Below are 23,754 nucleotides of genomic sequence, written 5' to 3'. Positions count from 1 at the left end.
ACAGCAAGGATTTCAAGTCAGCATTACACCATGCCGGACGCCTGGAATCCTTCGCCGCCGGCTGCCCGGCGCGGCGGCGGGCGGCCGGCGTTAAGCCAGGTCCGGCGACGAGAAACGGCGATTCGCCAGCACGGGCAGCACCTTGCGGGCGTGCGCGAGGCGTTCCGGATCGATGTCGGCGAAGACCAGCGCGGGCGCCTCGCCGGCGCGGGCGGTGACCACGCCGAGCGGGTCGACCACCATGCTGCATCCGATGTTGCGTTCGCCGCATTCGCCCGTGGCGGCGACATAGCAGGTGTTTTCAAGCGCCCGGGCGGTGACCAGCACTTCCCAGTGCATTTCCTTGAGCGGACCGCGCACCCAGGCCGCCGGCAGGACCAGCAGGTCGGCGCCGTCCAGCGCCAGCCGGCGCGCCAGTTCGGGAAAGCGCACGTCATAGCACGTCATCAGGCCGACGCGCAGTCCGGCGATTTCCAGCAGCGGCGGGATCTCCACGCCGGGCGTGACGTTGGTGGATTCCTTCATGGTGAAGGCGTCGTAGAGATGCAGCTTGCGGTACTGCGACAGGATCTTGCCGTCGCGCAGCGTGACCAGCGTATTCCAGACCCGGCCTTCCCCCGTCGGGACGTGGATACACATCATGGTCGCCATTTGCGAACCGCGGCTGGCTTCCAGCAGACGGGTCATGAACGGGCCGTCCAGGGGTTGGGCGGCCTTCAGGACGATCTGCGGATCGGTGATGTCACGCGCCAGGACGCCCTCGGGCAGCACCAGCAGGTCCGCGCCGCCCGCGCCGGCGCGCTCCATCAGGTCGACGCAGACCTGCGCATTTTCTTCCCAGACTCGGCTGACGGCGAACTGGCCCAAGGCGACTTTCAGCATGGCTTTTCCTCTGTGTGGGGCGTCGGCGCGCCAGGGCGCCGCACGCGGGGCATGGACCTATTTTCCCACCGTCGGCGGAGCACCGGCTACGGGAAACTCCTAGCTCCCCGCTGTAAATTTCTTTCACGATAATGAAAAAAATCCGATTTGACGTAAATATTTTCCATAGCGAGCGCCCGCCATGACGAACTCCTCCTCCCCCGCAGCGCCTCTGGACGTGAACGGCAAAGGCCTGGGCGTCTTTCCGGACTCCTGTACCACCGCCGACGTGGCGGCGCTGAACTGGAATGTGCTGGACGAGGACGTGAGCCTGCCCGTGGCGGTGCTGTACGAATCCCGCGTGCGTCACAACCTGCAGTGGATGCAGCAATTCATGGAGGCCTACCACGTCAAGCTGGCGCCCCATGGCAAGACCACGATGAGCCCGGCCCTGTTCAAGCGCCAGATCGACAACGGCGCGTGGGGCATCACGCTGGCCACCGCGCCGCAGGTGTTGGCGGCATACCAGCACGGCGTGCGCCGGGTGCTGATGGCCAACCAGCTGGTGGGCCGCGCCAACATGGCCATCATCGCTCGCCTGCTGCAGGATCCCGCCTTCACCTTCTTCTGCATCGTGGATTCGCCCACCAACGCCGCGCAGCTGGGCAAATTCTTCGGCGAGCAGGGCCTGGTGCTGCCCGTGCTGATCGAACTGGGCCCCACCGGCGGGAGAACGGGCGTGCGCGACGACGCGCAGCTACAGGCAGTGGCCGATGAAATCGCCCGCTGGCCCGGCCTGGCGCTGGCCGGCATCGAAGTCTACGAAGGCGTGCTGCAAGAGGAAAGCGCGATCCGCGCCTTCCTGCGTCGCGCCACGGACGCGCTGCGCGGCCTGGCCGCCGCCGGCCGGCTGCGCAAGAACGGCCCCGCCGTCATCTCGGGCGCCGGTTCCGCCTGGTTCGACGTCGTGGCCGAGGAATTTTCGCAGCTGGACATCGGCGCGCCGCTGGAAGTGGTGTTGCGCCCCGGCTGCTATCTGTCTCACGACGTCGGCATCTATCGCACGGCGGCCGAGCGCATCAACGCGCAGAATCCGGTAGCCCGCAAGATGGAACCCGGCCTGCAGCCCGCGCTGCAGGTCTGGGCCTACGTGCAGTCCCTGCCCGAGCCCGGACGCGCCATCATTGCGCTGGGCAAGCGCGATGCGGCTTTCGACGCGGGCCTGCCCACGCCTGCCCTGCTGTTCAGGCCCGGACAAGCCGCACCCGCGGCGGCCCCGACCCATTGGAAGCTGTCCGCCATGATGGACCAGCACGCCTTCATGCAGATCGTTGAAGGCGACGACATCCAGGTCGGCGACATGATCGCCTTCGATATCTCACATCCCTGCCTGACCTTCGACAAATGGCGCCAGGTGCTGCTGGTGGACGACCAGCACCGCGTCACCGGCGTCGCCGAAACCTTCTTCTGAGCCCCCTTGCCCGCGGCACCGCGCCGGGCCTGGAGGGGGCAACAAGACCCGGGATCCCTGCGCTCAACCAACACCACGCGACAAACCTGTTTCTGACCCTCTGGAGAGAGAATCATGAACTTCCGTACCTCCCGGCGAGGCGGGCTGAAGAGCCTGCTCGCGGCCGGCGCAATTGGCTTGACCGCATTGTCGACCCCCGCCCTCTGTGCCACGCCTGTCAAGGGAGGCACGATCTCGGTCGCGACCATCGGCGAGCCGCCGACGCTGGATCCGATGACCAGCACGGCGGACCTGGTGGGGATCCTGACCCAGCATTTTTTCGAAACGCTCTACACGTTCGACGCGAAGTGGAACCTGACGCCGCTGCTGGCCGACAAGATGCCGGAAGTCAGCGCCGACGGGCTGGTATACACGATCCCGCTGCGCCAGGGCATCACGTTCCATGACGGATCGAAGATGGATTCGTCCGACGTGCTGGCGTCGCTGAAGCGCTGGACCGAGACCGCGACGCGCGGCAAGATGGCCGCCAAGATCATCGCGAACCTGGAAGCCCCGGACGCCAACACGATCCGCATCACGCTCAAGCAGCCCTATGCACCGCTGACCGCCCTGCTGGCGATGAACAACAGCGCCGCCGTCGTCATGCCCAAGGGCAAGATCGCACCCGCGCTGACTGAATTCGTCGGCACCGGCCCCTACCAATTGAAGGCGCGCGTTCCCGACCAGTACGTGCAGCTTGTCCGCTTCGACGGCTACAAGCAGCGGGACGGCGAGCCCAATGGTTATGGCGGCGCGCGCAAGCAATACCTGGACGAGATCCGCTTCGTGCCGGTCAGCAACGCCAACACCCGCGTGGAAAGCGCGGTGGCGGGCCAGTTCGATTACGTCGACTCGCTGCCCGTTGAATCGCTGCCCAAGCTGAAGAACGGCCGCTCGGACCCCGTCATGCTCAAGCCCTTTGGCTGGCCGCGGCTGGTGCTGAACACCAAGCAGGGCATCATGTCGAACCAGGCGGTGCGCCAGGCGGTGCAGCTGGCCCTGAACGAAGAAGACATGCTGTTCGCCGCGTTCGGCGACAAGAACTTCTACAAGCTCAACGGCGACCTGTACCCGGAAGGCTATCCGTGGGCCACGTCGCTGGGCGGCAAGGTCTACAACAAGGCCGACGCCGCCGCCGCCAAGAAGCTGGTGGACGGCGCCAACGTGCAGGACCGCAAGATCCGCATCCTGACCAGCCAGCAGTACGAGTTCCACTACAAGATGGCGCTGGTCGCCGCCGAATACCTCAAGGCCGCCGGCTTCACGGTGGACATGCAGGTGGTGGACTGGGCCACGCTGACGCAGCGTCGCCAGGATCCGGCGGTGTGGGACATCTTCATCACCCATAGCCCGTTCCTGCCCGAGCCCGCGCTGATCGATTTCCCGTCCAAGGATGCGCCGGGCTGGTGGGACACCCCGCGCCGCAATCAGGTGCTGGACGCCTTCAACCAGGCCGGCTCGCAGGAAGAGCGCGTCAAACGCTGGGCCGACGTGCAACAGGCCGTGTATGACGAAGTGCCGTTCATCAAGGTCGGCGACTTCAACGCGCAGGCCGCGAAGTCCCCGTCGCTGCAGGGCACCCAGGCCGTGCCGTGGCCGTACTTCTGGAACGCATGGAAGGCGCCCAAGTAAGCGCCGTTGCGGTGGGCTGCCCCGGCGGCCCACCGCCGACAACACCGCGCGCGGCCGTCAGCGCGCCCGCACACTGATTTCTAGGATTCCACCGTGTTGCGTTATCTCTTGAACCGGCTGGTCGGGCTGGTGGCCGTGATGTTCATCGTCGCGACCATCGTGTTCGTCATCATCCGCGTCACGCCCGGCGACCCGGCCGCCGTGATGCTGGGCCCGCAGGCCAGCCAGCAGGACATCGCCGCGCTGCGCGCGCAGCTGGGGCTGGACCAGCCCGTGGCTGTGCAATACGTCTCGTGGCTGGGCAAGTTGGCGCAGGGCGACCTGGGCCAATCCATCTTCATGAACAAGCCGGTGCTGTCGGCGCTGGCCGACCGCGCCGAACCCACGATTCTGCTGACCTTGATGTCGCTGCTGATCGCCAGCGCCATCGCGCTGCCCGTCGGCATCCTGTCGGCAGTCAAGCGCGGCACCACGCTGGACCAGTCGGTGCTGTCGTTTTCGATGTTTACGTCCAGCGTTCCCAGTTTCTGGCTGGGGCTGCTGCTGATGCAGGTCTTCTCCGTCAAGCTGGGCTGGCTGCCGGTGGCGGGTTACGGCGGCCCGGACGCGTCGCTGGCCACCCGCCTGTCGCACCTGATCCTGCCCGCCGTGGTGCTGGGCCTGGTGAACTCCGCGCTGATCACCCGCTTCATCCGCGCCAGCATGCTGGACGTGCTGCGCGACGACTACGTACGCACGGCGCGCGCCAAGGGACTGCCCGAGCGCAAGGTCATCCTGAAGCATGCGGTGCGCAATGCGCTGATTCCCATCCTGACGGTGCTGGGCCTGACCACGGCGCTGCTGATCAGCGGCGCGGTCGTGACCGAGACCGTGTTCGGCCTGCCCGGCGTGGGCAGCCTGGTGGTGTCGGCGGTGCTGCGCCGCGACTATCCCGTCATCCAGGGTGCGCTGCTGATCATCGCGGCCATCTATGTCCTGATCAACCTGTTCATCGACCTGCTGTACCTGGTCGTCGACCCTCGGGTGCGTTACTAGAATGGCCATCGCAACCACCGCTAATTCAGGCGCCGGCACGGGCGCCGACCGCTGGCAGGTGCTGCGCCTGCTGGTGGCGCGCAAGACCGTGCTGATCAGCCTGATCGTGATCATCGTGCTGGCCGCCGCCGCGCTGCTGGCGCCGTGGATCAGCCCGTACGATCCCTTCAAGCTGTCCATCATGAACCGGCTCAAGGCGCCCGGCGCCGCGCACTGGTTCGGCACCGACGACTTCGGCCGCGACGTCTTCAGCCGCGTCATCCACGGCGGCAGGCTGTCGCTGATGGTGGGCTTTTCCGTCGTGATCGTGTCCAGCGTGCTGGGCATTGCGCTGGGCCTGATCGCCGGCTTCTTCCGCACCGCCGACAAGTTCGTGTCGCGGCTGATCGACGCGATGATGGCGTTTCCCGACATCCTGCTGGCCATCTCGCTGGTGGCCGCGCTGGGACCGTCGCTGGTCAACGTGGTGATCGCGCTGGGCATCGTCTACACGCCCCGCCTCGCGCGCATCGTCCGGGCGTCGACGCTGGTGATCCGCGAACTGCCTTTCGTGGAAGCCGCCCGCGCGCTGGGCGTGCCCACCTGGCGCATCGTCACCGTGCACGTGCTGCGCAACCTGGTGTCGCCCATCCTGGTGCAGGGCACGTTCATCTTCGCCTACGCGATCCTGGCCGAGGCCGGCCTGTCGTTCCTGGGCGTGGGCGTTTCGCCCGACATCCCGACCTGGGGCACCATGATCAACGCTGGCCAGCAGTACATGGGCTCGGCGGACTGGATCATGATCTTTCCGGGCATCGCCATCGTGCTGTCCGTGCTGTCGCTGCAACTGGTGGGCGACGGCCTGCGCGACGTCCTCGACCCGCGCCTGCGCAAGGAGCTGTAATCATGACGGCAAGCACCCGAGACATCGTGCTGTCCGTGGAAGGACTGAAGACCTGGTTCCACAGCCGCGACGGCATCGCTAAATCTGTGGACGGCGTGACCTTCGACCTGGCGCGCGGCGAAACGCTGGCCATCGTGGGCGAGTCCGGTTCCGGCAAGTCCGTGACCAGCCTGTCCATCATGGGCCTGCTGCCCAAGCCGGCCGGCCGCATCGAGGTTGGCAGGATCCTGTTCCGCGACCGCCAGGGCGCGCAGCATGACCTGGCGCAGGCCACGCCCGCCACGCTGCAGAAGATCCGCGGCGCCGAGATCGCCATGATCTTCCAGGAGCCCATGACCAGCCTGAATCCGCTGTACACGGTGGGCGACCAGATCGCCGAGGCCGTGCTGCAGCACGAGGGCGGCTCGTACGCCGCGGCGATCAAGCGCGCGAAAGAGATGCTGGAACGCGTGGAGATCCCCGCGGCCGACCGGCGCGTCAACGAATATCCGCACCAGATGTCGGGCGGCATGCGCCAGCGCGTGATGATTGCGCTGGCCCTGGCCTGCAATCCGGCGGTGCTGATCGCGGACGAACCCACCACCGCGCTGGACGTGACGGTGCAGGCGCAGATCCTGGACCTGCTGCGCCGGCTGCAGGCCGAAATGAACATGAGCATCCTGTTCATCACGCACAACCTGGGCGTGGTGGCCGAGATCGCGCATCGCGTGGCCGTCATGTACGCCGGACGCGTGGTGGAAGACGCCGGGGTCTACGACCTGTTCGAAAAGCCCACGCATCCCTACACGCGCGGCCTGCTGTCCTGTCTGCCGACGGCCGCGCTGCTGGCCTCCGGAGAGCGCCTGCGCGCCATCCCCGGCAACGTGCCCAGCGTGCTGTCGCTGCCGCCCGGTTGCACTTTCGCGCCCCGCTGTCCGATGGCGGCGGACGACTGCCGGGCCGGCGTGCCCGACCTGGTGACGGTGCAGGCCGAACACCGCGCGCGCTGCATCAAGGTGAATCCGATATGACGCACAACCCGACCCTCCGCGGCGAAGCACCGCTGGTCCGCATCGAAGACTTGAAGGTTCACTTCCCGACCTCGCAGGCGCGCAACGCCCCCGTCGTGCGCGCCGTGGACGGCGTGAGCTTCGACGTGCCCCGCAACACGATCGTGGGCCTGGTCGGCGAATCCGGCTCCGGCAAGACGACGACTGGGCGCGCCTTGTTGCGCCTGTTCGCGCCTACTGCGGGACGCATCACGTTCGACGGACAGGACATCACCACGCTGAACGAAAAGCAGATGCTGCCATGGCGCCGCCGCATGCAGATCGTGTTCCAGGATCCCTACGCCAGCCTGAACCCACGCATGACGGTGGCCGAGATTCTGGGCGAGGCGCTGGACACTCACAAGCTGGCGCGTGACCGCCGCAGCGCGCGCATTGGCGAACTGCTGGAGCGCGTGGGTTTGAACGCGGACCACAGCCGCCGCTATCCGCATGAATTTTCCGGCGGCCAGCGCCAGCGCATCGGGATCGCCCGCGCGCTGGCGGTGGAGCCCGACTTCATCGTGGCCGACGAGCCGGTGTCCGCGCTGGACGTGTCGGTGCAGGCCCAGGTGCTGAACCTGCTTCAGGACCTGCAACGCGACCTGGGGCTGACCATGCTGTTCGTGGCGCACGACCTGGCGGTCGTGGACTATCTGTGCGACGACGTGGTGGTCATGTACCTGGGGCGTGTCATGGAACGTGGCCCGACCAGCGAGGTCTATGCCCGACCGCGCCATCCCTATACGCGCGCCCTGCTGTCCGCGGCGCCGGTGCCGGATCCCCGCGCTCCGCGTTCGCGTATCCTGCTTAAAGGCGACATCCCCAGCCCGGTCAACCCGCCCTCCGGCTGCGTGTTCCGCACGCGCTGCCCGCATGCCATCGACGCCTGTGCGGCGGCCGTGCCGCCCGCCGTGGGCGTCGGCGCAGACCACTACGTGTCCTGCATACGCGTCGACGATCCCGAGCTTGCGGCCTGACGTCGCCCCGCCCGATCTGATCCAGGAATCACACATGAACATCATCCGCGACATCGTCTTCCAGATACGCAGTCGGCGGGACGCATTGAGCGTGACAGAACGCAAGGTTGCCGACGCCATTCTGGACGACATCATCTGGAGCGCCAGCGCCACCGTGGACCAGTTGGCCGCGAAGGCCGGCGTCAGCATCGCGACCATCTCGCGCTTTGCCCGCACAGTCGGCTGCGACGACACCCGCGACCTGAAAATGAAGCTGGCGCAGGCCAGCACGGTGGGCAGCCGCTTCCTGGATCCCAGCGCGCCGGCCGAGGAAAGCACCTTCTACGCGCGCATCTACGCCGACATCGAAAGCACGCTGCGCGCGCACCTGCCCACCTTCACAGAGCCGCTGTTCGAAGAAGCCGCGTCCATCGTGGACGGCGCGCGCATGGTCTACGTGTTCGGCATGGGCGGCGCGTCGGCCGTGCTGGCGCAAGAGGTGCAATCGCGCCTGGTGCGGCTGGGCTATCCGATCGCCGTCTACAGCGACGCCGTGCTGCTGCGCATGGTGGCCGCCACGCTCGACGAACGCGACGCCGTATTGATCCTGTCGGCCTCCGGCCTGACGCCCGAGATCGTCGGCGCCGCGCGCATCGTGAAGCAGTACCGCGCGCGCATCGTCGCCATCACGGACGCGTCTTCCGAACTGGCCAGGCTGGCCGACGTGGTGCTGCCCATCCGCACCGACGAGACCGACTTCATCTACAAGCCGTCGGCTTCGCGCTACGCCATGATGCTGGCCATCGACCTGCTGTCCACCGAACTGGCCATGCTGAACCAGGAAGAAAACCGCGAACGCCTGCGCCGCATCAAGCTGGCGCTGGACGAGCACCGCGGCGGCCCGAACCGCCTGCCGCTGGGCGATTGAATCTGGAAACGAAGATGTACGACACTCTCATAGGCAACGTCCGCATCCTGGACGGCACCGGCGGCCCGGAATACTGCGCCAGCGTTGCGTTGGACGGCGGCCGCATCGCCGCCATCGGCGACCTGTCCGGCGCGACTGCGCGGCATACCATCGATGGCGCCGGCCTGGCGCTGGCCCCCGGGTTCATCGACGTCCACACCCACGATGACACCAACGTCATCCGCACGCCGGACATGCTGCCCAAGCTATCGCAGGGCGTCACCACGGTGGTGGTGGGCAACTGCGGCATCAGCGCGTCGCCCGTGACCCTGCGTGGAGAACCGCCGGACCCGATGAACCTGCTGGGCAAGCGCGGCGACTTCAGCTACCCGACATTCGCGGACTACACGCGCGCCATCGAGGCCGCGCGCCCCGCCGTGAACGTGGCCGCGCTGGTGGGGCATACGGCATTGCGCAGCAATCACATGGACCGCCTGGACCGGCCCGCCACCCACGACGAAGTGCTGGCGATGCGCGCCCAGTTGCGCGACGCCCTGGCGCACGGCGCGATCGGGCTGAGCACCGGCCTGGCGTATGCGTCGGCGTTCGAGGCCGATACCGCCGAGGTCAAGCTGCTGGCCGAGGCCCTGGATGAATTCGGCGCCCTGTACACGACGCACCTGCGTTCGGAGTTCGCCGCCATCCTGGAAGCCATGCAGGAGGCCTTCGACATCGCGCTGCACGCCCGCGTCCCGGTCGTGGTGTCGCACCTGAAGTGCGCCGGCGCGGGCAACTGGGGCCGCACGAAGGAAGTGCTGTTCAAGCTGGAAAACGCGGGTCGGCTGCAGCATGTGGGCTGCGACTGCTATCCCTATTCGGCCAGCTCGTCCACGCTGGACCTGAAGCAGGTCACCGACGAGTTCGACATCGACATCACCTGGTCGGAGCCGCACCCGGAGCAGGCTCGCCGCAAGCTCGCGGCCATCGCGGCCGACTGGGGCGTGACGCTGCTGGAAGCCGCCCAGCGCCTGCAGCCGGCCGGCGCGGTGTATCACAACATGCATGAAGACGACGTTCGCCGCGTGCTGTCGCACCCGCTCACCATGGTGGGCTCGGACGGCCTGCCGAACGATCCCATGCCGCACCCGCGGCTGTGGGGCGCATTCCCGCGCGTGCTGGGCCACTACAGCCGCGACGTGGGGCTGTTCCCGCTGGCGCAGGCCGTGCACAAGATGACCGGCCTGTCCGCCGCCCGCTTCGGCCTGGCCGACCGCGGTCTGGTGCGCGAAGGCTGCCACGCGGATCTGGTGCTGTTCGATCCGGCCACCGTCATCGACCGCGCCACCTTCGCCGAGCCCGTGCAGACCGCGGGCGGCATCGAGGCCGTGTGGGTCAATGGCGTCCTGTCCTACCGAAGCGGCGAAGCCACTGGCGAGCGCGCCGGGCGCTGGCTGCCGCGCAGCGGCGACCTGCGCGCGTCGTTTCCCGAAGAGCGGGCAGTCTAGGCCCGGCCGTTCACCCCATATTTGCAAGGAGAACCTTCCCATGAGCGCTACCCCCTCCCCCGACAACAACGGCATCACCCGCTACGGCGTCGCCGGCGGCACCGGCCAAGGCGGCTCGCACATGCCGTTCGCCCGCGCGGTTGCGGCCGACGGCTGGCTTTACGTGTCCGGCCAGGTGCCGATGGAAAACGGCGAAGTCATCGAAGGCGGCATCGTGGCGCAGAGCCACAAGGCGATCCAGCAGGTGCTGGGCATCCTGAAGGAAGCCGGTTACGGCCCGGAGCACGTGGTGCGCTGCGGCGTGTGGCTGGACGACGCGCGCGACTTTGCGTCGTTCAACAAGGTCTTCAAGGAATACTTCGGCGCAAACCCGCCGGCGCGCGCGTGCGTGCAGTCGAGCCTGGTTGTCGACGCGAAGGTGGAAGTCGACTGCGTGGCGTATAAGCGCGCCTGAGGCGGCGCGCAATCGCAGCGCGCAAACAAAAGGCCCGGCTGCGCGCCGGGCCTTCAGGAAACATTTGTCTTTCTGGCAAGGTGTCTGACACCCCGGGAGACGCGGCTACATCTTCACCACATCCACGCCCTTCGGCGCGGTGAATTGGAATTCCTTGGCCGGCAGTGACGGATTGGCCTGGATGGCCGACAGGTCGACGCGGGTTGTCTGGCCGAAGGAATCCAGCAATTCCACGCGCACGGGCAGGTTGTCCTTCATGCCGATGTCGACGCGCGAAAAGCCGGCGTCGGCGGTGCGGGGCTTGGCGCGCAGCCATTCCACGCCATCCTTGGCCGGCAGCGCGGACACATCGAAGGACTGCTCCAGCGACCCCGATCCGAAGAGAATCGCGGCGGGCGACGTGCCGATGGCGGCGTCGACCTTGCGCTCGGTGACCTGGGCCAGGTCCGGGTCATATTGGAACACCTGGCGGCCGTCGGAAATGACCAGCTGTTCATAAGGCTTTTGCACGGCCCACTTGAACTTGCCGGGGCGCTGGAACGAAAACACGCCGGTCTGCGCGGGTTGGGTGCGGCCCTGGTCGTTCACGGTGTATTGCGAGAACGAGCCGGTCGCCGCGGTGACCGTCGACACGAAGGCGCGCAGTTGTTCCTGCGCGCTGGCGGCAAGGGCCAGCGCCGGCGACAGGCCCAGGACCGCGACAGCGGCCAGGCGGCGAAACGTCATCATCATGCTTCCTCTCGGGCGGCGGCAGCAGCGGGAACGAGGATCTCGCGGTTGCCATTGGACTGCATCGCCGACACCATACCCGATTGCTCCATTTGCTCGAGTAACCGGGCCGCACGGTTGTAACCAATGCGCAGATGGCGCTGCACCAGCGAAATGGACGCGCGGCGGTGCTTGAGCACCACTTCGCAGGCCTGGTCGTACATCGGGTCCGATTCGGCATCGCCGCCGATGCCGGTGACGCTGCTGGCGCCCTCGGCGCCATCGCCTTCCACCCCGCCTTCCAGCAGGCCCTCGACGTAGTTCGGTTCGCCCTGCGCCTTCAGGCTTTCGACGACGCGATGGACTTCGTCGTCGCTGCAGAAGGCGCCGTGCACGCGCACCGGCAGGCCGGTGCCGGGCGGCATGTACAGCATGTCGCCCTGGCCCAGCAGCGTTTCGGCGCCCATCTGGTCAAGAATGGTGCGCGAGTCGATCTTGGATGACACCTGGAACGCGATGCGCGTCGGGATGTTGGCCTTGATCAGGCCCGTGATCACGTCCACGCTGGGACGCTGCGTGGCCAGGATCAGGTGGATGCCGGCGGCGCGCGCCTTCTGCGCCAGGCGGGCGATCAGTTCTTCGATCTTCTTGCCCACCACCATCATCAGGTCGGCCAGTTCGTCGATGACCACCACGATGGTGGGCAGCGGCGACAGCGGCTCGGGCTGGTCGGGGGTCAGCGAGAACGGGTTGGGTATCGGTTCCTCGCGCTTGATGGCGTCGCGGATCTTGGTGTTGTAGCCCGCCAGGTTGCGCACGCCCATCTTGCTCATCAGGCGATAGCGCTTTTCCATTTCTCCCACGCACCAGTTCAGCGCATTGGAAGCCTGGCGCATGTCGGTGACGACCGGCGCCAGCAGGTGCGGGATGCCTTCGTAGACGCTCATTTCGAGCATCTTGGGGTCAATCAGGATCAGGCGGGTGTGCGAGGCGTCAGCCTTGTACAGCAGCGACAGGATCATCGCGTTGATCCCGACGGACTTGCCCGAACCGGTGGTGCCCGCCACCAGCAGGTGGGGCATCTTGGCCAGGTCGGCCACGACCGGATTGCCGGCGATGTCCTTGCCCAGCGCCATGGTCACGACGGAATGGCTGGCGTGATAGGTCTGCGAGCCCAGGATTTCCGACAGGCGCACCATCTGCCGGCGCGGATTGGGCAATTCCAATCCCATCAGGTTCTTGCCGGGGATGGTTTCCACGACGCGGATGCTGACCAGGCTGAGGGCGCGCGCCAGGTCCTTGGCCAGGTTGACGATCTGGCTGCCCTTGACGCCGGTGGCCGGCTCGATTTCGTAACGGGTGATGACAGGGCCGGCCTGCGCGGCCACCACGGTGACGGAGACGCCGAAGTCGGCCAGCTTCTTTTCGATCAGGCGCGAGGTGAATTCGATGGTCTCGGCCGACACCGTTTCCTGGTTGCTCAGGGGCGGATCCAGCAGGCTGATGGCGGGCAGGTCGCCCTCGGCGCCGGGCGCGGGCGCGAAGAACAGCGACTGCTGCTTTTCCTTTTCGACGCGTTCGGACTTGGGCACCACGGTGATGGCGGGTTCGATGCGGACGGGCTGCTCATGGACCAGCTTTTCCTGCTTGGCCACGACCTGCTCGGTGCGCACGGCCTTGGCCACTTCGCCGACCTTGCGATCCTGTCGGGCGATGTAGGAGTCACGCACGCGGCGGATCAGGCCTTCCAGCCAGGAGCCCACGCGCTCGGCGACGGCCAGCCACGAGAACGAGAAAAACAGACTGAGTCCGATCGCCAGCATGACCAAAAAGGCCAATGTGGCGCCCGTGAAGCCGATGCTGTTGCCGATCAGGTCGGCCAGCATCTGCCCGATGACGCCGCCGGCGCCGCTGGTGGTTTCAGACGCGCCCGGCAAATGCGTGCCGCGGCTGGCCAGGCGCAGGGCTTCCATGCCCAGCGAGCCGATCATCAGCAGGAAGAAGCCGATGCCCTCTTCCCAGTGGACGCGCGGCAGCACTTCGGGCTGCTTGCTGTTGGCCACGCGCAACTGCGCGGCCAGGCGCCGGTAGCCGGCCCGGACCCGGTGCAGCAGCAGGATGACCCACCACCAGGCGGAAAAACCGAAGAGATAGAGGAGGATGTCGGCCAGATAGGCGCCCAGCCGGCCGCCCTGATTGCGGACGACGTCGCCAGGCACGGAGTGCGACCAACCGGGGTCGGATGCGCTCCAGGTGGCCAGCACCAGGGTGAGCCAGGCCGCCAGGGCGGCAAATAGGATCCAGCGGGCTTCACGCAGCAACGCGGAAATGCGCGTTTGCAGCGGAGAAGGGCCGTTGCGGGTGTTGCGCGAGGCGCGCGGAGAAGCAGTCGAGATACGCGGCATGCGGCTCATTATAATTGGGCGTTAACCTAAAGATACCCGCCCATGTCCACGCCTACCCACGCTAAAGTTTTGATACTCGGTTCCGGCCCGGCCGGTTACACGGCGGCCGTCTATGCCGCACGCGCCAATCTGAACCCTGTTCTTGTTACAGGTCTGGCCCAAGGCGGCCAGCTCATGACCACCACCGACGTCGACAATTGGCCGGCGGATGCGGATGGCGTCCAGGGTCCTGACTTGATGCAGCGGTTCCAGAAGCACGCCGAACGCTTCAACACCGAGATGCTGTTCGACCACATCGCCAAGGTCGACCTTTCCAAGCGCCCCTTCACCCTGACCGGCGACACGGGCAAGATCTACACCTGCGACGCCCTGATCATCGCGACCGGCGCCTCGGCCAAGTACCTGGGCCTGCCGTCCGAACAGTCCTTCATGGGCCGCGGCGTGTCCGGCTGCGCCACCTGCGACGGCTTCTTCTATCGCAACCAAGATGTCGTGGTGGTCGGCGGCGGCAATACGGCCGTCGAAGAAGCCCTGTACCTGTCCAACATCTGCCGCAAGGTCACCCTGATCCATCGCCGCGACAAGTTCCGCGCCGAGCCCATCCTGGTCGACAAGCTCATGAGCAAGGTCGAAACCGGCAACATGGAACTGAAGCTGTTCCACACGCTGGAAGAAGTGCTGGGCGACGACAGCGGCGTCACCGGCGTGCGCGTTCGCCACGTGGACACCGGCGCCACCGAAGACATGGCCGTCACCGGCGCCTTCATCGCCATCGGCCACCAGCCCAACACGGAGATCTTCCAGGGCCAGCTTGAAATGAAGGACGGTTACATCGTCACCAAGAGCGGCCTGTCCGGCATGGCCACCATGACCTCCGTGCCCGGCGTGTTCGCCGCCGGCGACGTGCAGGACCACGTCTACCGCCAGGCCATCACCAGCGCCGGCACGGGCTGCATGGCTGCGCTGGACGCACAACGGTGGCTGGAGAATGCGGGGCAGTAAGGTCGGCCAGGCCGACCTGAAACGCCTGAAGAAAGACCTGCAGGCCGAACGCGAACGCGCCGCCCTTGCCCCGCAACGGGCGGCGGCTCAGAAAAAGCCCGAACCCGCCGCCGAGGACGACATGGCGGCGTTCCGCCGCACGATGAAGTCGGTCACGCCGATCAAGCATGACGCGCGCGTGGCGCACAAGCCGGTCCCGGAACCCGCGCCTGCGCTGCGCCGGGCCAACGCCCTGGGCGAAACGCCCACCCGCGCCGACGCCGGCGTTTCGGACGGCGGAGAAATCACGCACCTGCTGTCGGAAGGCGGCACCGCCTTCGTGCGCGGCGACGTCGCGCCCGACACCGCCCGCAACCTGCGGCGCGGCCAATGGCGCGCGGGCGCGGAACTTGACCTGCACGGGCTGCGCGTCGAACAGGCCCGCCATGCCCTGCTCTCGTTCCTGGACGAATGCCAGGAGCACGGCATCCGCTGCGTGCGCATCGTGCACGGCAAGGGCTACAACTCCGAGGGCCTGGAACCGGTACTGAAGGACAAGGCCCGCACCTGGCTGGTGCAAAAGGCCGAAGTCATGGCGTTTTCGGAAGCGCCCGAACGCGAAGGCGGCGCCGGCGCGCTACTGGTGCTGCTTCGGCAGTCTGAAGGACCGCGCAAATGAAGTGGCTGTACCTTGCCGTTGCCATCGTGGCCGAGATCTTCGCGACCAGCGCGCTGAACGCCTCCCAGGGCTTCACGCGCCTGCTGCCATCCGTGGTCACCGTCTTCGGCTATCTCATCTCGTTCTACTTCCTGTCGCTGACCCTGCGCGAGATCCCCGTCGGCATCGCCTACGCGATCTGGTCCGGCGTCGGCATCGTGCTGATCTCCATCGTGGGCGCGGTGCTGTTCAAGCAGCACCTGGACACGCCGGCGCTCATCGGCATCGGCCTCATCATCGCCGGCGTGGTGGTGATGAACGTCTTTTCCAAATCCGTCTCGCATTGACGGCACGCGCCGCGGTCGTCGCGCAGGGCTTCCCGCGCCGATTCGGCCTGCCGCAGTCCCGCCCCTAGGTGTTGTCGGCCTGCGGACGGGGCGCCCCCGGGTTGCGCAGGTAGTCCACCAGCGCCAGCGTGGCCCGGTCGGGCGGCGGCGTCAGCAGGGACACCACCACGATCGTCAGGAACGCCACCGGCGCGCCAAAGACGCCGGCCGCGATCGGCTGAATGCCCCACCACAGATCCACGGGCTGCGAGCGCGCAATGCCCAGCACCGACTCCCGCAGCCAGGGATGCGTGTGCGTCATGTAGGCGAACGTCACGGCCAGCCCCGCCGCCATGCCCAGCGTGGCGCCCCATTTGTTCGCGCGCCGCCAGAACACGCCCATGACCAGCGCCGGAAAGAACGACGACGCGGCGAACGAGAACGCCGCCGACACCATGAAGAGGATGTCCGCGGGCTTGCGCGCCGCCACCCAGGCCGCGCCGAAGGCCACCACCAGCAGCAGGATCTTGGAGACCATCACCCGCCGCGCCGCCGACATGCGCGGCGACACCATCCGGTACCACATGTCGTGCGACAGGGAATTGGACAGGGTCAGCAGCAGGCCGTCGGCGGTGGACAGCGCCGCCGCCAGTCCGCCCGCCGCCACCAGTCCCGAAATCACATAGGGCAGCCCGCCGATTTCCGGCATGGCCAGCACCACGACGTCCGCCCCCATGCTGATCTCGCTAAGCTGCACGACGCCGTCGCGGTTGATGTCGGTGACGTCCAGCAGGTTGGTGTCCACCGCGCTCCACGCGTGCACCCAATTGGGCAGGCTCAGGAAGTTCGACCCCACGACCTGGGTATAGATCTCGAACTTGACCAGCAGCGCCAAAGCGGGCGCCATGAAATACAGCAACAGGATGAACAGCAGCGACCAGCACACCGATTTACGCGCCTCGATGACCGACGGCGTGGTGTAGGACCGCATCAAAATGTGCGGCATGCCCGCGGTTCCCAGCATCAGGCACAGCACCATCGCCAGGAAATTGACGCGCATGTTGCGCTGTTCCTCGGGGTCCTTGGCGGGGAATGGCTCGGCGTGCGGCGTGGGAGGCGCGGCGCGGGCTTCGTAGGTGGCTTTTGCCTGTGACCAGACGGCGCTGGCGTCCTCGACAGTGGGCGGGTAGGCGGCCAATTCGCGCTCGGCCGAACGGATCTCCACCATCGGGGCGTCGCTGGCGTTCAACTGGGCCAGCCGGCTGCGCAGCTTGTCCTTTTCCAGCGTCCACGATTCGGGCAGCGCTTCCAGGCGGCGCCCCATTTCGTCGGCGCGCTGCTGCCAGATCCGCCGCACTTCGATTTCGGACGGATCGTTCTTCAGGTAGGTTTCTTTCTCGGTCACCTGCTGCAGCACCGCGCCGCCCGACAGTTGCGGCAGCGGCATGTTGGTGTGCTTGACCGACAGCCAGATGACCGGCACCAGGTAGGCGATGACCAGGATGATGTACTGCCCGACCTGCGTCCAGGTGACCGCCCGCATGCCGCCCAGGAACGAGCACACCAGCATGCCGCCCAGCGCCACGAAGATACCGAGTTCAAACGAAATACCGGTCATGCGCGTGGTGATGATGCCCACGCCGTAGATCTGCGCGACCAGGTACGTGAACGAACACAGGATGGCGCAGGCCACGCCGGCCAGACGCGGCAGGTTGCCGCCATACCGCGCGCCCATGAAATCGGGAATGGTGTACTGGCCGAAGCGGCGCAGGTAGGGCGCCAGCAGCATCGCCACCAGCACATAACCGCCTGTCCAGCCCATGATGTAGGCCAGCCCGCCATAGCCCGTCAGGTACAGCGTGCCGGCCACGCCGATGAACGACGCCACCGACATCCAGTCGGCTGCCGTCGCCATGCCGTTGTACACGGCGGGCACCCTGCGCCCCGCCACGTAGTACTCCACCTGGTCGGACGTGCGGCAGACGATGCCGATGCCCGCATACAGGCTTACGGTGACCAGCAGGAATACATAGCCGATCCAGTTGCGCGGCATGCCCAGAATCTCGGCCAGCGCCATCAGCAGGATCATCAGCGCGAAACCGGCCGTGTACAGCACATAGATGCGCCGCAGGCGGATGCGGAATTGCTGGGGCGTGTCTCCGCTGAAAAACGGCATCAGGACTGCTCCCCGGTTTCTTCGGCGCGCTCATCGGCGCGATTCATGACCCGGGCGTAGACGGCGATGATGATGAGGTAGGCCAGCGGAGCGCCATAGGCTGCCATCCAGAAGGCGAAAGGCCAGCCGATGAAGTCGAAACTCAGGCTGCGGGCGAAATACGACGGGACGAATGTGAGCGTGCCCCAGACCACCAGCAACAGCAGGATCAGCCGCAGGTTGCGGCGCCAATAGGGCGTGGCGGATGTCCGGGATACGGGAAGGCGCGTTTGCGGCATAGCGTGGATGAGCAGGTCCCATCTGAATATCGCCAAACGCAGCGCTTGAAAAGCCCTGAAGCTTGATTTGCCGGCTTTTTATGCGACAACGGCTGGCACTTCCTGGTGCCAGCCGTTGTGCGTTTGCTTTTTTTGAGTACTGCTTTACTTTTTTTATGTACCGGTGCCGCCGGCATTTGCCCATGCAGGGCTTTGTCTCCTCACCTGCATGGGAAGAGATTCTGCACCAGATGCGGGAATGCCACACTAGGGGAATGCCCTAAGACGGAGCATTCATTTACATATTTCCTGCACCACATAAGTGCGATTTTCGCTTTCTGTACTAAATATTGGGATTTTTTGGCCTTGAACAGCCGGCGTTCGGGCTAATTCTTGAGGAATGCTCAGTTAGTGAGCAAGCACGATTGCGAATGCGTGCACGCCTCTGCCCGCTTCCGTGCCCTCCGCCATGCCCGATTCCGGGCATGTGCGTCCCCAATTCTGCAGCGGCTTCTTTACGCCGCGTTTACACCCGGCTTCCCAAGCTATACCCCGTTTTTACCCCCTGCTCCGTAACCTGCCGGTGTCCTGATTGGTCACCTCGCCTGCCCCGCCCGTATCCGCATCCGGGGAAGGCTGTCGTTCGAAGGGAGCAAGCCTCCCGGGGAGAAAAAACGTGGATCTCATCTATATCGCCATTTTCGCCGTCATGGCGGGGCTGACATTCGCCCTGCTCCGGTTCTGCGAAGCCTTGTCCGCGGGAGATCAGCCATGAGCTGGCTTTACTGGCTGAGCGGCCTGACGGCCGCCTTGCTCTTCGTGTACCTGCTGGTCGCACTGTTCAAACCGGAGAAATTCTGATGACCGCCGAATTCGTCGGACTGCTGGTCCTGTACCTGGCAGTCCTGCTTGCGATCGCGCCGTTGCTGGGGCGCTATATCCGCATCGCCATGGAAAACGGAACCTCGCGGCTGACCGCCTGGGGACGTCCGCTGGAACGTGGCATCTATCGCCTGGCGGGCATCGACCCGCAGGCCGAGATGGGCTGGAAGCGCTATGCCGGGGCTGTTCTGGCCTTCAATCTGATCGGCATCGTGGTTGTCTACGCACTGCAACGCGTGCAGGGCATGCTGCCTTTGAACCCCGCCGGCCTGGGCGCCGTATCCCCGGATTCCGCCCTGAACACCGCCATCAGCTTCGTGGCCAACACCAACTGGCAAGGCTACGCCGGCGAGGCGACGATGAGCTACCTGACGCAGATGCTGGCGCTGACGGTGCAGAACTTCGTGTCCGCGGCGACCGGCATCGCCGTGCTGTTCGCCCTGATCCGAGGGCTGGCCCGCCATTGTTCGGCCACGGTGGGCAATTTCTGGGCCGACATGGTCCGCTGCACGCTCTATGTGCTGCTGCCGCTGTCCCTGGTGTTGGCGCTGGCGCTGGTCAGCCAGGGCGTGATCCAGAACCTCCTTCCCTACCAGGAGGTCCAGACGGTCGAGGCCGTGCATTACGACCAGCCGCGCGTGGACGCGCAGGGCCAGCCAGTTCTGGACGCGCAAGGCAAGACGGTCGCGGACCCAGCCTCGTCCCAAACCCAGACGCTGGCGATGGGCCCCGTGGCGTCGCAGGAAGCGATCAAGCTGCTGGGCACCAACGGCGGCGGCTTCTTCAACGCGAACTCGGCGCATCCGTACGAAAACACCACGCCGCTGTCGAACTTCCTGCAGATGCTGGCCATCCTGGCGATACCCGCCGCGCTGTGCTTTTCGTTCGGTGAGATGGTGGGCAGCCGGCGCCAGGGCGTCGCCATCCTGGCCGCGATGACGGCACTGTTCGCCGTGTTCGCGCTATCCACCGCCTATTTCGAGCAGCAGCCCAATCCGATGGCCACGCAGGCCGGCGTGTTCACGCCCGGCGGCAACATGGAGGGCAAGGAAACCCGCTTCGGCATCGCCGCCACCTCGCTGTTCGCCACGGTGACGACCGCGGCGTCCTGCGGCGCGGTGAACGGCATGCACGACTCGCTGACGGCGATGGGCGGGCTGTCGCCCATGCTGCTGATGCAGTTGGGCGAGGTCGTGTACGGCGGCGTGGGCTCGGGCCTGTGCGGCATGCTGGCCTTCGCGATCCTGGGCGTCTTCATCGCGGGGCTGATGATCGGACGCACGCCGGAATACCTGGGCAAGAAGATCGAAGCGTACGACATGAAGATGGTGGCCATCGTCATCCTGGCGACGCCCCTGCTCGTGCTGGGCGGAACGGCGCTGGCCGTTTCCGTGTCCGCCGGCCAGGCCGGCGTGCTGAATCCCGGCATCCACGGCTATTCGGAAATCCTTTACGCGCTGTCCTCGGCCGCCAATAACAACGGCAGCGCCTTCGCCGGCCTGTCGGCCAACACGCCCTTCTACAACGTGCTCCTGGGCATCGCGATGTGGTTCGGCCGGTTCGCGGTGATCGTGGCGGTGCTGGCGATGGCCGGATCGCTGGCGGCCAAGCGCAGGCTCGCGGCGGGGCCCGGCAGCATGCCGACGACCGGCCCGCTTTTCGTGACGCTGCTGATCGGCGCCGTGCTGCTGGTGGGCGCCCTGACCTATGTGCCCGCGCTGGCCCTGGGCCCCGTCGCGGAACACCTGCAACCCTGATGCAACAGGCTAGGAAAGAAAATGGCCAAGATTGAAATGCAAACTACCGGCGCCGGCGGCGGCGCCGCCCCCACCGTTCCGGCCGCCGCGCCGGCCCGCCCCTTCGGCATGTGGTCGCGCGCCCTCGTCGGCCCCGCCCTGCTGGACAGCCTGCGCAAGCTGTCGCCCGCCGCGCAGGTCAAGAACCCGGTGATGTTCGTGGTCTACGTCGGCAGCATCCTGACCACCGTGCTGTGGATCATGGCGCTGCGCGGCCAGGCCGAAGCCCCCGCAGGCTTTATCCTGGGCATCACCGTGTGGCTGTGGTTCACCGTGCTGTTCGCCAACTTCGCCGAGGCGCTGGCCGAAGGCCGCGGCAAGCAGCAGGCCGCGACGCTGCGCGGCCTGCGCACCACGATCGACGCGCGCCTGCTCAAGGGGTTCCGAGATTCGGACGCACTTGACGCGCACCCCGCCCGCTGGCGCGCGCAGGCGGTCAGCCAGCCGTCCGGCCTGCTGCGTCGCGGCGACGTCGTGCTGGTGGAGGAGGGCGAGACCATTCCCGGCGACGGCCAGGTCATCGCCGGCGTGGCCTCGGTGGACGAAAGCGCCATCACGGGGGAATCCGCGCCCGTCATCCGGGAATCCGGCGGCGACTTCTCGTCCGTCACCGGCGGCACGCGAGTGCTGTCCGACTGGATCTTCGTGCGCATCGCCGCCGATCCCGGCGAGAGCTTCCTGGACCGCATGATCTCGATGGTCGAAGGCGCCAAGCGCCAGAAGACGCCGAATGAACTTGCCCTGACGATCCTGCTCGTCGGCCTGACGGTGGTCTTCCTGCTGGTCGTGGTGACCCTGATGCCGATATCGATTTACGCGGTGTCGGCGGCCGGCGGCGGCGCCGTCGTCACGGTGACGGTGCTGGTGGCCCTGTTGGTGTGCCTGATCCCCACCACCATCGGCGGCCTGCTGTCCGCCATCGGCGTGGCCGGCATGAGCCGCATGATGAGCGCCAACGTGATCGCCACCTCGGGCCGCGCGGTCGAGGCCGCCGGCGACGTCGACGTGCTGCTGCTGGACAAGACCGGCACCATCACCTTCGGCAACCGCCAGGCGTCCACCTTTCTGCCGGCGCCGGGCGTGTCGCCGCGTGAGCTGGCCGAGGCCGCCCGCCTGGCGTCGCTGGCCGACGAAACGCCCGAAGGCCGCAGCATCGTGGCGCTGGCGGACCGGGCCATCCACGCCCCTGCCGCCCGCCACGCCGCCATGGAGTTCGTGCCCTTCACCGCGCAGTCGCGCATGAGCGGCGTAAACCTGGGCGAGCGCATGATCCGCAAGGGCGCCGTCGACGCCATCCAGTCGTGGCTGGCCGCGCAGGACGGCAGCGTGCCCGAACCGGCGCTGCGCCTGGCCGAAGACGTGGCGCGACGCGGCAGCACGCCGCTGATAGTCAGCGACGGCAACCGCGCGCTGGGCGTGGTCGAGCTCAAGGACATCGTCAAGCCGGGCATCCAGTCGCGCTTTGCGGAACTGCGCCGCATGGGCATCAAGACCGTGATGATCACGGGCGACAACAAGCTGACCGCCGCGTCCATTGCCGCGGAGGCCGGCGTCGACGACTTCCTAGCGGAAGCGACGCCGCAAGCCAAGCTGAAGCTCATCCGCAACTACCAGGCGCAAGGCCGGCTGGTCGCCATGACGGGCGACGGCACCAACGACGCACCGGCGTTGGCGCAGGCCGACGTGGCCGTGGCGATGAATTCCGGCACCCAGGCCGCGAAGGAAGCCGGCAACATGGTCGACCTGGATTCCAATCCGACGAAACTCATCGAGATCGTCGAGATCGGCAAGCAGATGCTGATGACGCGCGGCGCGCTGACGACCTTCAGCGTGGCCAACGACGTGGCGAAGTATTTCGCCATCATTCCCGCCGCCTTCGCGACCGTCTATCCGCAGCTCGACGTGCTCAACATCATGGGCCTGGCGACGCCGGCGTCGGCCATTCTGTCGGCGGTGATCTTCAATGCGCTGATCATCGTCGTGCTGATCCCGCTGGCGCTCAAGGGCGTGCGCTACCGCCCGCTCGGCGCATCGGTGCTCCTGCGCCGCAACCTGCTCATCTATGGCCTGGGCGGCCTGTTGGTGCCGTTTGCCGGCATCAAGCTGGTCGACATGGTGCTGGCTGCGCTGGGCTGGGCCTAGATCCCCTTCATCAAAAGGAATTTCGACATGACATCCACTCCCCTCGCGCCGCGCCAAGGCGGCATCCTGCGCCCCGCCCTGGTGGTCTTCGCCGCGCTGTCGCTGGTCACCGGCCTTGCCTACCCCTTCCTGACCACGGGCATCGCCGCCGCCGTGTTTCCCCACGAGGCGGCCGGCTCGCTGGTCCAGCAGGACGGCAAGGTGGTCGGCTCGGAATGGATCGGCCAGTCCTTTACGTCCCCACAGTACTTCTGGAGCCGCCCGTCGGCCACCGCGCCCATGCCGTACAACGCGGCGGCCTCCGGCGGCTCGAACCTCGGGCCGCGCAATCCGGCGCTGGCCGAGGCCATCCAGGCGCGCATCGCCGCCCAGAAGGCAGCCGACGCCGGCAACTCCGCGCCCGTGCCGGTGGACCTGATCACCGCATCGGGCAGCGGACTGGATCCCCACATCAGTCCCGCGGCGGCGGCATACCAGGCGGACCGCGTCGCGCGCGCCCGCGGCCTGCCGCGCTCGGAGGTCGACGCGCTGATCGACGCCCACACCGATAAACCCTGGCTGGGCGTGCTGGGCGACCCCGTGGTCAATGTGCTGATGCTGAACCTGGCGCTGGACAAACGAGGCGCGGCGCGCTGATGGCGCGGCGTATAGT

The 23,754-nt window shown here is 66.7% G+C and carries 21 protein-coding genes; 16 read left to right on the top strand and 5 right to left on the bottom strand.

What is annotated here, in order from left to right:
* Positions 1-90 precede the first annotated feature (90 nt).
* Positions 91-882 carry a deaminated glutathione amidase gene (locus RT614_RS10730; protein WP_313622104.1) on the bottom strand — a complete coding sequence of 264 codons (792 nt, stop codon included), beginning with the start codon at positions 880-882 and terminating at the stop codon, positions 91-93.
* Between the two features lie 181 nt (positions 883-1,063).
* Here RT614_RS10730 and RT614_RS10725 point away from each other — a divergent pair, with 181 nt between their 5' ends.
* The 9 genes from RT614_RS10725 to RT614_RS10685 all read left to right on the top strand — a co-directional run bounded on the left by RT614_RS10725 (position 1,064) and on the right by RT614_RS10685 (position 10,771).
* Complete coding sequence (locus RT614_RS10725; protein ID WP_313622103.1) at positions 1,064-2,332, top strand: amino acid deaminase; 1,269 nt, start codon at positions 1,064-1,066, stop codon at positions 2,330-2,332.
* 114 nt (positions 2,333-2,446) lie between these two features.
* The gene (locus tag RT614_RS10720) at positions 2,447-4,003 is read left to right on the top strand and encodes an ABC transporter substrate-binding protein (RefSeq protein WP_313622102.1); all 1,557 of its coding nucleotides are present in this window, start codon (positions 2,447-2,449) and stop codon (positions 4,001-4,003) included.
* A 93-nt stretch (positions 4,004-4,096) separates the two neighbouring features.
* The gene (locus RT614_RS10715) at positions 4,097-5,038 is read left to right on the top strand and encodes an ABC transporter permease (protein ID WP_313622101.1); all 942 of its coding nucleotides are present in this window, start codon (positions 4,097-4,099) and stop codon (positions 5,036-5,038) included.
* A 1-nt stretch (position 5,039) separates the two neighbouring features.
* The gene (locus RT614_RS10710; protein WP_313622100.1) at positions 5,040-5,921 is read left to right on the top strand and encodes an ABC transporter permease; all 882 of its coding nucleotides are present in this window, start codon (positions 5,040-5,042) and stop codon (positions 5,919-5,921) included.
* Between the two features lie 2 nt (positions 5,922-5,923).
* Positions 5,924-6,931 (top strand): ABC transporter ATP-binding protein, encoded by a 1,008-nt coding sequence (locus tag RT614_RS10705; RefSeq protein ID WP_313622099.1) that lies wholly within the window; start codon positions 5,924-5,926, stop codon positions 6,929-6,931.
* On the top strand, positions 6,928-7,926 hold the full coding sequence (locus RT614_RS10700) for an ABC transporter ATP-binding protein (protein WP_313622098.1): 999 nt from the start codon (positions 6,928-6,930) through the stop codon (positions 7,924-7,926). Before RT614_RS10705 ends, RT614_RS10700 begins: the two co-directional genes overlap by 4 nt.
* A gap of 34 nt (positions 7,927-7,960) precedes the next feature.
* Entirely contained in the window at positions 7,961-8,833 is an 873-nt protein-coding gene (locus RT614_RS10695) for a MurR/RpiR family transcriptional regulator (RefSeq protein WP_313622097.1), read from the top strand.
* 14 nt (positions 8,834-8,847) lie between these two features.
* Complete coding sequence (locus RT614_RS10690) at positions 8,848-10,317, top strand: D-aminoacylase (RefSeq protein WP_313622096.1); 1,470 nt, start codon at positions 8,848-8,850, stop codon at positions 10,315-10,317.
* 40 nt (positions 10,318-10,357) lie between these two features.
* Positions 10,358-10,771: a RidA family protein gene (locus tag RT614_RS10685; protein ID WP_313622095.1), complete on the top strand. Its 414-nt coding sequence runs from the start codon at positions 10,358-10,360 to the stop codon at positions 10,769-10,771.
* A gap of 105 nt (positions 10,772-10,876) precedes the next feature.
* Here the strand turns inward: RT614_RS10685 and lolA are convergent, their stop codons facing one another.
* Together lolA and RT614_RS10675 are read right to left on the bottom strand one after the other, a co-directional pair.
* Positions 10,877-11,500 carry an outer membrane lipoprotein chaperone LolA gene (gene lolA, locus RT614_RS10680; protein WP_313622470.1) on the bottom strand — a complete coding sequence of 208 codons (624 nt, stop codon included), beginning with the start codon at positions 11,498-11,500 and terminating at the stop codon, positions 10,877-10,879.
* Entirely contained in the window at positions 11,500-13,884 is a 2,385-nt protein-coding gene (locus tag RT614_RS10675; protein WP_313622094.1) for a DNA translocase FtsK, read from the bottom strand. The genes lolA and RT614_RS10675 overlap by 1 nt, the downstream gene beginning before the upstream one ends.
* Before the next feature lie 42 nt (positions 13,885-13,926).
* Here RT614_RS10675 and trxB point away from each other — a divergent pair, with 42 nt between their 5' ends.
* From trxB to RT614_RS10660, 3 genes are read left to right on the top strand one after another with little or no spacing between them, the layout of a single operon-like run.
* Positions 13,927-14,886, top strand: a complete 960-nt coding sequence (gene trxB / locus RT614_RS10670) for a thioredoxin-disulfide reductase (protein ID WP_008158848.1) — start codon at positions 13,927-13,929, stop codon at positions 14,884-14,886.
* Complete coding sequence (locus RT614_RS10665) at positions 14,873-15,544, top strand: Smr/MutS family protein (RefSeq protein WP_313622093.1); 672 nt, start codon at positions 14,873-14,875, stop codon at positions 15,542-15,544. The genes trxB and RT614_RS10665 overlap by 14 nt, the downstream gene beginning before the upstream one ends.
* On the top strand, positions 15,541-15,870 hold the full coding sequence (locus RT614_RS10660) for a multidrug efflux SMR transporter (RefSeq protein WP_313622092.1): 330 nt from the start codon (positions 15,541-15,543) through the stop codon (positions 15,868-15,870). The genes RT614_RS10665 and RT614_RS10660 overlap by 4 nt, the downstream gene beginning before the upstream one ends.
* A 64-nt stretch (positions 15,871-15,934) precedes the next feature.
* Here RT614_RS10660 and RT614_RS10655 read toward each other — a convergent pair whose 3' ends face one another.
* Together RT614_RS10655 and RT614_RS10650 are read right to left on the bottom strand one after the other, a co-directional pair.
* A complete protein-coding gene (locus RT614_RS10655) occupies positions 15,935-18,025 on the bottom strand; it encodes a sodium:solute symporter family protein (protein WP_313622091.1) in 2,091 nt (696 codons plus the stop codon).
* Positions 18,025-18,303: a DUF4212 domain-containing protein gene (locus RT614_RS10650; RefSeq protein WP_313622090.1), complete on the bottom strand. Its 279-nt coding sequence runs from the start codon at positions 18,301-18,303 to the stop codon at positions 18,025-18,027. The genes RT614_RS10655 and RT614_RS10650 overlap by 1 nt, the downstream gene beginning before the upstream one ends.
* A gap of 750 nt (positions 18,304-19,053) precedes the next feature.
* Between RT614_RS10650 and kdpF the strand changes: the two genes are divergently transcribed.
* From kdpF to kdpC, 4 genes are read left to right on the top strand one after another with little or no spacing between them, the layout of a single operon-like run.
* Positions 19,054-19,143 carry a K(+)-transporting ATPase subunit F gene (gene kdpF / locus RT614_RS10645; RefSeq protein WP_035183859.1) on the top strand — a complete coding sequence of 30 codons (90 nt, stop codon included), beginning with the start codon at positions 19,054-19,056 and terminating at the stop codon, positions 19,141-19,143.
* Positions 19,143-20,921, top strand: coding sequence for a potassium-transporting ATPase subunit KdpA (kdpA, locus tag RT614_RS10640; RefSeq protein ID WP_313622089.1), 1,779 nt, complete (start codon positions 19,143-19,145; stop codon positions 20,919-20,921). Before kdpF ends, kdpA begins: the two co-directional genes overlap by 1 nt.
* Before the next feature lie 21 nt (positions 20,922-20,942).
* Entirely contained in the window at positions 20,943-23,102 is a 2,160-nt protein-coding gene (gene kdpB, locus RT614_RS10635) for a potassium-transporting ATPase subunit KdpB (protein WP_313622088.1), read from the top strand.
* Between the two features lie 27 nt (positions 23,103-23,129).
* On the top strand, positions 23,130-23,738 hold the full coding sequence (gene kdpC, locus RT614_RS10630) for a potassium-transporting ATPase subunit KdpC (protein ID WP_313622087.1): 609 nt from the start codon (positions 23,130-23,132) through the stop codon (positions 23,736-23,738).
* The last annotated feature ends 16 nt before the right edge of the window (positions 23,739-23,754 follow it).

The organism is Achromobacter sp. (assembly GCF_032102605.1).
GTDB lineage: Bacteria > Pseudomonadota > Gammaproteobacteria > Burkholderiales > Burkholderiaceae_B > Achromobacter.
This window is presented reverse-complemented; position numbering and strand designations above follow the sequence as displayed.

Coding starts and splice junctions, on each gene's coding strand:
- RT614_RS10720 (WP_313622102.1), top strand. CDS start 2,447: ATGAACTTCCGTACCTCCCGGCGAGGCGGGCTGAAGAGCCTGCTCGCG.
- kdpF (WP_035183859.1), top strand. CDS start 19,054: ATGAGCTGGCTTTACTGGCTGAGCGGCCTGACGGCCGCCTTGCTCTTC.
- RT614_RS10725 (WP_313622103.1), top strand. CDS start 1,064: ATGACGAACTCCTCCTCCCCCGCAGCGCCTCTGGACGTGAACGGCAAA.
- RT614_RS10685 (WP_313622095.1), top strand. CDS start 10,358: ATGAGCGCTACCCCCTCCCCCGACAACAACGGCATCACCCGCTACGGC.
- kdpA (WP_313622089.1), top strand. CDS start 19,143: ATGACCGCCGAATTCGTCGGACTGCTGGTCCTGTACCTGGCAGTCCTG.
- kdpB (WP_313622088.1), top strand. CDS start 20,943: ATGGCCAAGATTGAAATGCAAACTACCGGCGCCGGCGGCGGCGCCGCC.
- RT614_RS10730 (WP_313622104.1), bottom strand. CDS start 882: ATGCTGAAAGTCGCCTTGGGCCAGTTCGCCGTCAGCCGAGTCTGGGAA.
- RT614_RS10660 (WP_313622092.1), top strand. CDS start 15,541: ATGAAGTGGCTGTACCTTGCCGTTGCCATCGTGGCCGAGATCTTCGCG.
- trxB (WP_008158848.1), top strand. CDS start 13,927: ATGTCCACGCCTACCCACGCTAAAGTTTTGATACTCGGTTCCGGCCCG.
- RT614_RS10690 (WP_313622096.1), top strand. CDS start 8,848: ATGTACGACACTCTCATAGGCAACGTCCGCATCCTGGACGGCACCGGC.
- kdpC (WP_313622087.1), top strand. CDS start 23,130: ATGACATCCACTCCCCTCGCGCCGCGCCAAGGCGGCATCCTGCGCCCC.
- RT614_RS10675 (WP_313622094.1), bottom strand. CDS start 13,884: ATGCCGCGTATCTCGACTGCTTCTCCGCGCGCCTCGCGCAACACCCGC.
- RT614_RS10665 (WP_313622093.1), top strand. CDS start 14,873: ATGCGGGGCAGTAAGGTCGGCCAGGCCGACCTGAAACGCCTGAAGAAA.
- RT614_RS10650 (WP_313622090.1), bottom strand. CDS start 18,303: ATGCCGCAAACGCGCCTTCCCGTATCCCGGACATCCGCCACGCCCTAT.
- RT614_RS10705 (WP_313622099.1), top strand. CDS start 5,924: ATGACGGCAAGCACCCGAGACATCGTGCTGTCCGTGGAAGGACTGAAG.
- lolA (WP_313622470.1), bottom strand. CDS start 11,500: ATGATGACGTTTCGCCGCCTGGCCGCTGTCGCGGTCCTGGGCCTGTCG.
- RT614_RS10695 (WP_313622097.1), top strand. CDS start 7,961: ATGAACATCATCCGCGACATCGTCTTCCAGATACGCAGTCGGCGGGAC.
- RT614_RS10710 (WP_313622100.1), top strand. CDS start 5,040: ATGGCCATCGCAACCACCGCTAATTCAGGCGCCGGCACGGGCGCCGAC.
- RT614_RS10700 (WP_313622098.1), top strand. CDS start 6,928: ATGACGCACAACCCGACCCTCCGCGGCGAAGCACCGCTGGTCCGCATC.
- RT614_RS10655 (WP_313622091.1), bottom strand. CDS start 18,025: ATGCCGTTTTTCAGCGGAGACACGCCCCAGCAATTCCGCATCCGCCTG.